Source organism: Microbulbifer mixtoriginis (SeqCode) (assembly GCF_052468275.1).
The window spans coordinates 107,449-117,500 of sequence record NZ_CP174341.1 but is presented as its reverse complement, the minus strand read 5'-3'; the positions used below and the strand labels follow the sequence as shown (position 1 = coordinate 117,500).

Annotated in this window: 8 protein-coding genes and 2 rRNA genes (1 of these 10 running past the window's edge); 9 read left to right on the top strand and 1 reads right to left on the bottom strand. The window is 49.2% G+C overall.

Annotated features, from left to right (window positions below; genetic code table 11):
• Both ACJJIC_RS00595 and rrf read left to right on the top strand, forming a co-directional pair.
• A 23S ribosomal RNA gene (locus tag ACJJIC_RS00595) occupies positions 1-846 on the top strand (it extends 2,035 nt beyond the left edge of the window).
• Positions 847-1,049: 203 nt separating this feature from the next.
• Positions 1,050-1,165 (top strand): 5S ribosomal RNA (gene rrf, locus ACJJIC_RS00590).
• 787 nt (positions 1,166-1,952) lie between these two features.
• Here rrf and ACJJIC_RS00585 read toward each other — a convergent pair.
• On the bottom strand, positions 1,953-2,915 hold the full coding sequence (locus ACJJIC_RS00585) for a hypothetical protein (protein ID WP_252084396.1): 963 nt from the start codon (positions 2,913-2,915) through the stop codon (positions 1,953-1,955).
• Between the two features lie 153 nt (positions 2,916-3,068).
• Here ACJJIC_RS00585 and ACJJIC_RS00580 point away from each other — a divergent pair, with 153 nt between their 5' ends.
• Genes ACJJIC_RS00580 through ACJJIC_RS00550 form a run of 7 tightly spaced genes read left to right on the top strand, consistent with a single transcriptional unit; the run spans position 3,069 to position 10,052 of the window.
• Positions 3,069-4,529, top strand: coding sequence for an alpha/beta hydrolase (locus ACJJIC_RS00580; protein WP_445357802.1), 1,461 nt, complete (start codon positions 3,069-3,071; stop codon positions 4,527-4,529).
• The gene (locus ACJJIC_RS00575) at positions 4,526-5,281 is read left to right on the top strand and encodes an ABC transporter ATP-binding protein (protein WP_444908638.1); all 756 of its coding nucleotides are present in this window, start codon (positions 4,526-4,528) and stop codon (positions 5,279-5,281) included. Before ACJJIC_RS00580 ends, ACJJIC_RS00575 begins: the two co-directional genes overlap by 4 nt.
• Complete coding sequence (locus tag ACJJIC_RS00570) at positions 5,278-6,468, top strand: ABC transporter permease (protein ID WP_444908639.1); 1,191 nt, start codon at positions 5,278-5,280, stop codon at positions 6,466-6,468. The genes ACJJIC_RS00575 and ACJJIC_RS00570 overlap by 4 nt, the downstream gene beginning before the upstream one ends.
• Positions 6,469-6,493: 25 nt before the next feature.
• Positions 6,494-7,606 carry an alanine racemase gene (alr, locus tag ACJJIC_RS00565; protein WP_444908640.1) on the top strand — a complete coding sequence of 371 codons (1,113 nt, stop codon included), beginning with the start codon at positions 6,494-6,496 and terminating at the stop codon, positions 7,604-7,606.
• 5 nt (positions 7,607-7,611) lie between these two features.
• Positions 7,612-8,613 carry a bifunctional biotin--[acetyl-CoA-carboxylase] ligase/biotin operon repressor BirA gene (birA, locus tag ACJJIC_RS00560; protein ID WP_444908641.1) on the top strand — a complete coding sequence of 334 codons (1,002 nt, stop codon included), beginning with the start codon at positions 7,612-7,614 and terminating at the stop codon, positions 8,611-8,613.
• Positions 8,610-9,347 carry a type III pantothenate kinase gene (locus tag ACJJIC_RS00555; protein ID WP_445357801.1) on the top strand — a complete coding sequence of 246 codons (738 nt, stop codon included), beginning with the start codon at positions 8,610-8,612 and terminating at the stop codon, positions 9,345-9,347. Before birA ends, ACJJIC_RS00555 begins: the two co-directional genes overlap by 4 nt.
• A 15-nt stretch (positions 9,348-9,362) precedes the next feature.
• Positions 9,363-10,052: an SPOR domain-containing protein gene (locus tag ACJJIC_RS00550; RefSeq protein WP_445357800.1), complete on the top strand. Its 690-nt coding sequence runs from the start codon at positions 9,363-9,365 to the stop codon at positions 10,050-10,052.

Sequence of the window (10,052 nt, the reverse complement as noted above, 5' to 3'; positions counted from 1 at the left end):
AAGACCCCGTGAACCTTTACTACAGCTTTGCACTGAACTTTGAGCCTACTTGTGTAGGATAGGTGGGAGGCTTTGAAGCAGTAACGCTAGTTACTGTGGAGCCGTCCTTGAAATACCACCCTGGTATGTTTGAGGTTCTAACTCTGGTCCGTTATCCGGATCGAGGACAGTGTATGGTGGGTAGTTTGACTGGGGCGGTCTCCTCCCAAAGAGTAACGGAGGAGTACGAAGGTGCACTCAGCATGGTCGGAAATCATGCAATGAGCATAATGGTATAAGTGCGCTTGACTGCGAGACAGACATGTCGAGCAGGTACGAAAGTAGGTCATAGTGATCCGGTGGTTCTGTATGGAAGGGCCATCGCTCAACGGATAAAAGGTACTCCGGGGATAACAGGCTGATACCGCCCAAGAGTTCACATCGACGGCGGTGTTTGGCACCTCGATGTCGGCTCATCACATCCTGGGGCTGAAGCCGGTCCCAAGGGTATGGCTGTTCGCCATTTAAAGTGGTACGCGAGCTGGGTTTAGAACGTCGTGAGACAGTTCGGTCCCTATCTGCCGTGGGCGTTGGAAATTTGAGAAGAGTTGCTCCTAGTACGAGAGGACCGGAGTGAACGAACCTCTGGTGTTCGGGTTGTCACGCCAGTGGCATTGCCCGGTAGCTATGTTCGGACGGGATAACCGCTGAAAGCATCTAAGCGGGAAGCCTCCTTCAAGATTAGATTTCCCTGACTCCTTGAGAGTCCTAAAGGGCCGTGGAAGACTACCACGTTGATAGGCTGGGTGTGGAAGCGTTGTGAGGCGTTGAGCTAACCAGTACTAATTGCCCGTGCGGCTTGACCATACAACAGAGATGGTTACTAACGACTAGCTAAGCTAGCGGATTGTGGAATGAAAGACACACAATGATCGCTTGCGGTGTATTACTACAGATTGTTTTACCGACTTATTTGGGGTTATCGCCGGTCAACAGACCGAGGCAAACAGCGATAACACGGCAGGCCAAGCAGATTGCTTATAAGACCAACGCCAACCCAAGCCAGTTTGCCTGACGACAATAGAGTTGTGGAACCACCTGATCCCTTGCCGAACTCAGAAGTGAAACGCAACATCGCCGATGGTAGTGTGGGGCTTCCCCATGTGAGAGTAGGTCATCGTCAGGCTTCTAATCCGAAAGGGCCACCCAATAGGGTGGCCCTTTTTTTATGGGCAAAAAAAATATTGAATGCATCAAAAAATAAAAACAGAGAATAAAAAAATAAATTCAAAATACAGAAAAAATAAAAAGCCGAATCGAATTTTTACTCGCAACACTCCCGCCGAAAAATCCAACTCGGTAAAAGCCAATTAAACAAGCGCAGGCTCTAAAAAGTTCTGAGGAGCCTTCCCTCCTATAAATAAAGCGCTTTCTTAGATTTTTTCTGTAAGGAAAAAATGGAAATACAAAAAATAACGCGCTTTATTTAATCTGCACCCCAAGCACCACCACAAAAACACCTGAAATTAAAAAGTGCTCTTTAGCCTAGAAAAATTATTGCGTTGAAAAAAACGGCGCAGAAATACCAATAAAAGTACCGGTGATTTTTTGCACGTTTTAATGAACCTGTGCAACCACGGGGCCTGGCGCGGATATACCGCAGTTATGCACAAGTCTATCCAGGCTTTCTGTTAATAACGCCAAGCGGTGGAAAGTGGATAAATGGCTGGTGTTTTTTTACCCGTTGAAAAGGCCCTCGCGGAAACAGGGGCCTGAGCGTGGATATCCCTGAGTTATACACAGCTCTATCCATGGATTCTGTTAGTAACAGCCTGTTAATGGAATGGTCATCAGCAGGAAACAGAAATATGCCTTGCTGTTGTGGGTAACTTGGAAGGATATTTGGCTGTGTGTAAAAGGGGAGTAATAAAAAGCCCCTAGAGAGGGGCTTCTGAAAGTACTTAAAACTTGAATTAATTGACCTGCTCATAGGCATTGTCCGGAACTAGATCATACTGCATTTCTTTCAAGCGTAATTCATCGAGAGGAACAAGAGCTGAGGGAAGAGTAAAGTGCCGAATAACTGTACCTGCCTGGCAGTCTATTATCTCAATATCTTCCTGTGTCTCCTGCAGACTATGTAACAAGCCCTTCAGGTGGGTTGCACTGGCATTGGAGAGGGATTGGTAATCATGTGTGCCATTGAGCCTGACAAAACGAGCTTCGGCGCCAGCTTCTTCTATACGGAGCCAGGCAATACCGGCTTCCTTTCCAGGTTCTCCAAAGACTATAGGGCCGAGAGAGTCTTCGTCAACAGGAGCAAAATCTGTGTCGGTTGGGGATAGTAAGGTACCTACCCAAACCCAGCCAGGGAGGCTTATACGGCTAAGCTGCCACTCACACAACCAGACAGTTTGATCGTCATCAATACGGAATTCTCGATAGTCTCTTTGGCTAAGGTAATTGTCAAAGGAGACTTTGGCGGTGGGGTTGTCTCTGCGGAAGCTGTGTAGTTGTTGGGTCATCTCATAATTGACTTCCCAGTGTTTTTTTAATCGCCATTGCATGGGGTATTGTCCCCACTCAACGATATATTCTTCCCGCTCAGAAATGGTTTCAACCACTCGCCAAAAAGCGCCATCAATCAGTATGCAAGTTTCACCAATTTTACATCCTGGCGCGATGATGCTGCACTCGGGAGATGCTTCAGAAGCACTGACGATATGCTCAGCACGCCCCTCAATAACTTCATACCAGGGAAAACCGTGGCGCAGAGGGGGAGGAAAAGCCAGTGCTGGTCGGCCACCAAGTAAGCGACGGAAAAGTACAGACTTCTCAATTTCAAGGTCAGAAAGTGTATAGCCCTCCTGCTGGGTGATCTGGCCCCAGGCAAAAGCGGCTCGAATTAAGTGTTTTTCACGGTCTGAAAAGCTCATGGGTGCAGTCATGGGCAAGCTAAAACTGAAACCTTACCACTCAGAGCAGATGGGTGCTAATGCAATTCTTCGAGATTGAGTGGCTAAGGACAGAGATGTTGGAAGTTGGATACACTGCGATGCTTGGCACCATAGGTTAAGGAGAATAATAACGTGTTAGGGGTAAACAGTCTTCGAACTGCTGTCGCCATATTAAGCGTCTTGTTATTAGCGCCGGTAATAACTGCAAAGGAATTATCTAATACGCAGGAATGCTATTTGGATGGTTGGCGGCACCCATTAAGGTGCGAGCGAATTTCAGTGGGGCACGGAGATAGCAAGGTAAATTTAGTAGTATTTGTGTCACCGGCTCTAGATGAGACGCAGCGAGAGCCTTTATATCTTCTCGCTGGTGGTCCAGGTCAGGCCGCGAGTGGTTTGATTCCGCTATTGCACACATTCCGAAAAATTAATCAGAAGCGGGCAATAGTCATGGTTGATCGGAGGGGAACCGGGCACTCTCGGTCATTTGGTTGTGGTATAGATCGGCATACACCAATGGATTTATCACTGATTTCCAAAGAATTGGAGCAGTGTTATCTACAGCAGGCTAATTTTGCTAATTCATTGAGTAGTCGACAAGCGGTTGAGGACCTGGAAAAGGTACGAAAGTATTTTAATCACAAGCAAATATCTCTTTGGGGGGGATCTTGGGGGACCCGAACAGCGCTTCTTTATCAACAGTGGCATCCGAACAGTTTGAAAACATTGGTGCTCGATGCGGTTGCACCTATCGATACTAAAGTCTTTCTGAGTGCGGCAGCTGCGGAAGACGCTATTCAAATACTGATGCGTGATTGCAGCTTAGAGTTTAGCTGCTCTAAGTTTGGAAACTGGAGGGAGGTATTGGATAAATTATTAAGTCAATGGGATGAGTCTAAATCCATGGATTTCCCTGATCCTGTGACAGGAAAGCCAATGAAGCACTCAATGTCTCGTTGGGTGCTACAAAATACCATACGTGCCGCCCTTTACTCTCCAGAAGCTGCTGCGCAATTACCCTTTGCTATTCAGCAGGCTGGCTTGGGGAATCATTATCCGCTTGCGGGTATTACTGGTTTATTTCCCGAGTCAGCGTTAGGTATGTCCCTTGGCTTAACGCTTTCTATTGCTTGTGCGGAAGAATTATCCCGTATCAGTGAGGAGGAGATTTTAGCTGATACTAATGGGTCTTTTGCGGGAAATGCTTTTCTTGAGATATTTGAACGTGGTTGTGAAGTTTGGCCTGTAGCCGATCGCTCCTATGCTAAACCACAACATCGAGAGCACCCAGTGTTACTAATTTCCGGGGAAGCCGATCCAATAACACCTCCCAGGTATGCCGAAAAACAACTTGGCTACTTGACCAATAAACAGCATTTAATCATTACTAGCGGTGGTCATATTAATTCCATGAGAGGTTGTGTACCGCGATTAATCGAAGAGTTCCTGGACTCTTCAGGGGAAGAGTTGGCAACGACCTGTGTTGATGAAATTCACAGGCCACCGTTTGTGAGTGGAATTTATGGGCCAGAGATAATGCAGGGTGTAACGACTACAACTGCGAGCGGAAAGCTTGGGGAGAATGCACCGTGATTAAGGTTGAGGGGGTAAATAAGCAATTTTCTGGGGTTTCTATACTGCGCAATCTTAGCTTTTCTGTGCCGAATAGCCAGATAACGGCCTTGCTTGGTGCTAACGGTGCAGGGAAGACCACGTGCCTGAGAATTATTGCCGGTCTTTTGAAGGCAGATAACGGTAAAGTTTTTGTTGGTGATATAGACCCTTGTAAAAATCCAAAAGGTGCTCGTAGGCAGCTTGGTATTGTAGGTGATAGGGAGGGGCTTTATGAGCGGCTCACTGTTGCAGAATATTTATCCTTTTTTGCCTGTGCTCAAGGGCTGACTGGGTCAGAATTAGAATTTGCACTGCAATCGGTTAAGGAAGAATTAGAGCTATCGAACCTGTGGAATCGCCGAACCAAGGGGTTTTCTCAGGGAGAGCGGATGAAAGTTTCTCTCGCTAGAGCATTGGTGCATCGTCCGAGTCACTTGGTGCTCGATGAGCCAACCCGGGGGTTGGATATACTTGCTGCTCGCCTGTTACGTAAGACGATTTTGCGCTTGAGGGCAGAGGGAACTGCTGTTTTATTTTCCAGCCATATTATGGCTGAAGTGCTCGAGCTATCCGACAGAGTTCTAGTTATGGCGGGAGGTTCGATAGTGGGGAACGGGACCCCGGATGAACTTATACAACAGACTGGCTCCGCAAGCCTTGAGGATAGCTTTGTGGAGCTTGCCTATGGGAATTTGTTAGAAAAAGACAAATGCGGTGAGCCGGTAGGATGATTTTTAAAAATCTATTTTCTCTGCAGATGCGAGCATTACTTCTTAAAGAGTTACGCGAAGTTTGGCGTGATCGACGCGCCCTAATGATCACGCTAGGTTTCACCTTATTGTTCCCTGTGTTGATCATTAGTAGTGGCGCTTTATCTTTGAAAGTAATGTCTGATACCTCCTTTGATGTAGCTATTATTGGGGCTGAGTATGCGCCGCTGTTGGAGGAGCAGTTACAGACAGGGGACTTGCGAATTGAGCGCTTACAAGATGGGGCTCCTCAAGCGCTTTTAGCAGATACATATGATGTGGTTTTGCGAATAGAGCAAAACTTTACTGAAGATTATCGAAGCCTGTTGTCTCCCAAGATTTATCTGTATGTAAATAGTGCAGATCAGTCTGCGGGGCGTGCTGGGCAGCTGGTGCAGCAGCAGTTGGCGCTATTTCAGCAGGTGATTGTGCGGCAGCGTTTAGCGGCCAGAGGTTTAGCAACTCAGGTTTTAGCACCGTGGCAGCTTGAGGTGCGGGATGTCAGTACGCCGTCCAGTCGAGGATTGGCAATTTGGGGACTGATGGTTCCCTTGTTACTGATAATGGCACTGCTAGTGTGTAGTGCGGCCCCTTCTATTGATACTTCTGCTGGGGAGCGTGAGCGCATGACCATCGAGGTATTATTACAGCAGCCTATAAACAGCTGGCAACTTGTGGTGGCGAAAGCTGTAGCCGTTACCAGTATCGGTTGGTTTGGTGCACTTCTTTCTCTGGCAGTTTTAACTGTATCACTGAGCTTGCTTCCCTTGGCTGAGATTGGTGTCCACTTTTCAGCTGGCATCAATGAACTGATGGGGATAAGTCTTATTTTACTGCCCTTAGCACTTCTGGTTGCGGTATTGCAGATTCTGCTATCTCTGCGTTCCCGTTCTTTTAAAGATGCCCAGATTCAGCTGAGTATTTTACAGGCTCTACCTGTCACACTGTTAATTGTATTGAAATTGTCCAATATTGAACTGGACTCGCCCTTGTGGCAGTTGACTCCACTTATCGGGCAGCAGCAGTGGTTGAGTGCATTAATGGCTGGGGAGTCCGTTTCTGTCTCCCTGGTGATAGCTGGTTCCCTGGTCACCCTTTCTTTGGTCGGGCTGTGTATATTAGTAGGTGCCCGTGCTTTACGGCGTGAAAGCTTACTTGGGGCAACCTAGCTGGTGAACTGAGAGTTGTAATGGCATGAACGATTTTCGCGAGGGTCTGCTGAGTATCAATTTGCAGTCCATTGCTGACAACTACCTGGATCTGACTAAGCGACTGGCAGCGGGTACTCGCTGTGGCGCAGTAGTCAAAGCGGATGCCTATGGCCTTGGTATGAATCAGGTAGTGCCGGTTCTGTATAGACAGGGTTGCCGAGACTTTTTTGTGGCAACGCAAACGGAAGGGGAGCGCCTGCGTAAAGAGCTGGGTAATAGCGTTCGCATTGTTATCTTGACTGGGGTGCGCACCGGGGCAGAGCTGGAATGTGCACGTGCAGGATTAATGCCGACACTTTTCACACTAGAGCAGTTGCGCAACTGGGTGGATATTTCCGTTAGCGAGGGGATTAAGGCGCCTTGTGCGGTAAAGATAGATTCGGGTATGACTCGCCTGGGTATGTCTCCCGAAGAGTTTGACCTACTGCTAAGAGATAGTCAGTTGTTGCGCTCGGCGGATATTCGTATTTTGCTGAGCCACCTTGCCTGTGCGGATGAACCTCAGCATCCACAAAACAATATTCAGTTGCGTAGCTTTAAAGCGGCTGGGGAAAGATTGAGGGCCCTGTGCCCTGAGGTTCAGCTGAGTCTCGCCAATTCATCGGGTATTTTCCTAGGTGAAGAGTATCACTTTGATATTGCGCGGCCGGGCTCTGCGCTTTATGGCGTCAATCCAATACCCGGGACCACAAACCCTATGCGCTCAGCTGTGGCACTCAGTCTGCCTATCGTGCAAAAGCGATTTGTCAGTCGTGAACAATGGGTAGGCTATGGAGCTACCCAACAAATAGCAGCGGGCAGCTGGTTGGCGGTAGCCCGTGGTGGATATGCCGATGGGATAATCCGGGCTCAGGGAGGGCGCGGTTGTGGCTGGGCCTATGGCCGCCAACTGCCGATAATTGGCCGGATTTCCATGGATTCCACAACTTTTGATATTTCTGCTCTCTCTCAAGAGGAGCGGGAATCCCTCCTATCAATTGAGATACTGAATAAAGACCTGACCGTAGATGAGGTGGCTGAATACGCTGGCACCATAGGTTATGAAGTGCTGACCAGCTTAGGGCACCGCTATTTCCGTCGCTATTTAAAAAGTTAATTACCTTGCTAGACACTATTAAGAAAAGTCCACTGGAACCATTGCGCCCAGTATTGGAATTATTGGCTGATGGCGAGACGCACTCTGGCGAGGCGCTCGGATTGGCTCTAGGAGTAAGCCGGGCTGCGGTTTGGAAGCAGTTACAGAAGCTAGAGCAGTACGGATTGGCTTTGGAGTCCATTAAGGGGCAAGGCTATCGCTTGCCTGGTGGTTTGGAGCTCCTGTCCTCAGAAAAAATTTACAGCACATTGGGTGAGCAAGCCGGGGCGCTATTGCGAGAGTTGATGCTATTTGATGAGGTGGACTCGACCAATACCCAGTTGCTATCACTCATGGAGGAGGGAAGAGGGCACGGGGTTGCACTGCTCTCCGAGCGGCAGAGTGCCGGCCGCGGTCGTCGTGGTCGGCAATGGGTTAGCCCCTATGGGACGGGCATCAGCCTATCCATTGGGTGGGAGTTCAATGGGGGGGTGCAATGCCTCGAAGGGTTGAGCCTCGCCGTTGGGGTGGCTATTGCCCGGGCATTGGAGCGCTTTTCGGTGCCAGATGTTCGCCTCAAATGGCCAAATGATGTTTGGTGTCGCGGTCGAAAGTTATCTGGTGTTTTACTGGAGCTTAAAGGCGATCTTACGGATCGCTGTGCTGTGGTGATTGGTATTGGCTTAAATAGTGGCCTGCGAAGTGAGATTGCCACGGCAATAGATCAGCCATGGGCAGACTTGCAACAAGTGAAGCCCGGAATATCTCGCAATCAATTGGTGGCAGCGATTCTGACTGAGCTGCTACCGCTTTTATACAGCTATACCGAACAAGGTTTTGTTGCTTACCGTGAAGCCTGGATGAAGCTGGATCAGTTTGCTGGGCAAAAGGTTACTCTGCAGGCAGGTAGTCAAACCTGGCGCGGAGTTGCAGTTGGCGTTAGTGAAAAGGGTGCTTTGAAGTTAAATATGGACGGGCAAGTGCAACACTTCCATGGTGGTGAGATTTCTTTACGGGGGCAGGTTTGATTCTCGAACTGGATATCGGTAATACCCGGGGCAAGTGGCGCCTGTTAGATGAATTACAGGTGAGCGCCAGGGGTAGCTTTATGACTGCTGATCTGCGCGATGGGCATTTGCCCGATGGGTGGGATCTGTTGGACCCGCGGAGAGTACGCGTGGTCAATGTGGCGGGACCGCAAGTTGCGGAGACGCTGATCGGGCATATTCAGAAGTTGTTTTCACTTGAGGTGGAGTTTTCCCAGGTTCTGCTGGAATGCGCTGGTGTAGCTTGTGGCTATGATAATCACCGCCTGCTCGGCACTGATCGCTGGCTGGCTATGCTGGCTGCCTATGATCGAGAGCGGCGGGCGGCCCTAATTGTCGACTGTGGCAGCGCGGTCACTCTGGATTTGGTCGACAATAGCGGGCGTCACTTAGGGGGCTACATTGTCCCTGGTGTCGGCCTTATGCAACGTTCTTTGTATCTGGATACTCATGCGGCTAAAAGTGCGCAGGATATTGCTCTAACGGAGTCCCTCGGTGCAGGCCGCAGTACCGATGAAGCCATAAACCGCGGCCTCCTGCTTATGGTGCTTGGTGCCATCGATCGTGCACTGGAAGAGTTGCGTGAATACTGTGCTGAAGAACCGCTGTTGTGGTTGACAGGCGGCGATGCCCCAGTGCTGTCAGCTCTTTATCAGCGGGAGCACCATTTGGTTCCTGAGCTGGTAATGGATGGCTTGGCGTTAAGTAATCCCTGAAACAAATAACACCCTATGCGCTGGATAGCTCTTTTCTTAATACTGTTGAATTTCGGTGTCTTTGCTTGGTTTGTTGGTACTTCAACCTCTGATAAAGAGAGAATAAGGGTTGCCGATAAAAGGGCGGAGGTACAGGTCCAGAGTATTGCCCTGGTCAATGAAATATCTCCGCAGGAGCTGTCTCCTCTGCCGGTGGCTCCCATGTCGCCCGCAAAGGCAAGCTCTACTGAGCAGCTCTGCACTTTGCTTGGCCCATTTGCGGAGGAGTCACTTGGAGAGGCGATAGTACAGCGCTTAAAGTCCCTGCAGGTTTCTGCCGTATTGCGAGATGTGGAGATGCAAGGGCAGATGCGTTACTGGGTTTTTCTGCCACCATTGAATTCCAGGCGAGAAGCCTACAACCGTTTACGAGAATTGCAGGCACAGGGAATAGATAGTTATGTGATCCCCAAAGGTGCGTTGGCTGATGGTATTTCCTTTGGCATTTTCAGCAAGCGTTCGCGTGCTGAATCTCTGACAGGTGAGTTGATTGAGAAAGGCATACGGGCTCAATTCCGCGAGGAGCCTCAGACCCACGCCGAACGCTGGATCGTATTGGCGCCAGGCGCCTCAGATAGTTTAGCCCCGGATTTTTGGTTGCAGTTGCAGCAAGAGCATCCCGAGCTGGATCGTCGCCGTAATCTTTGTGCAGAAGTGTCCGGTTGA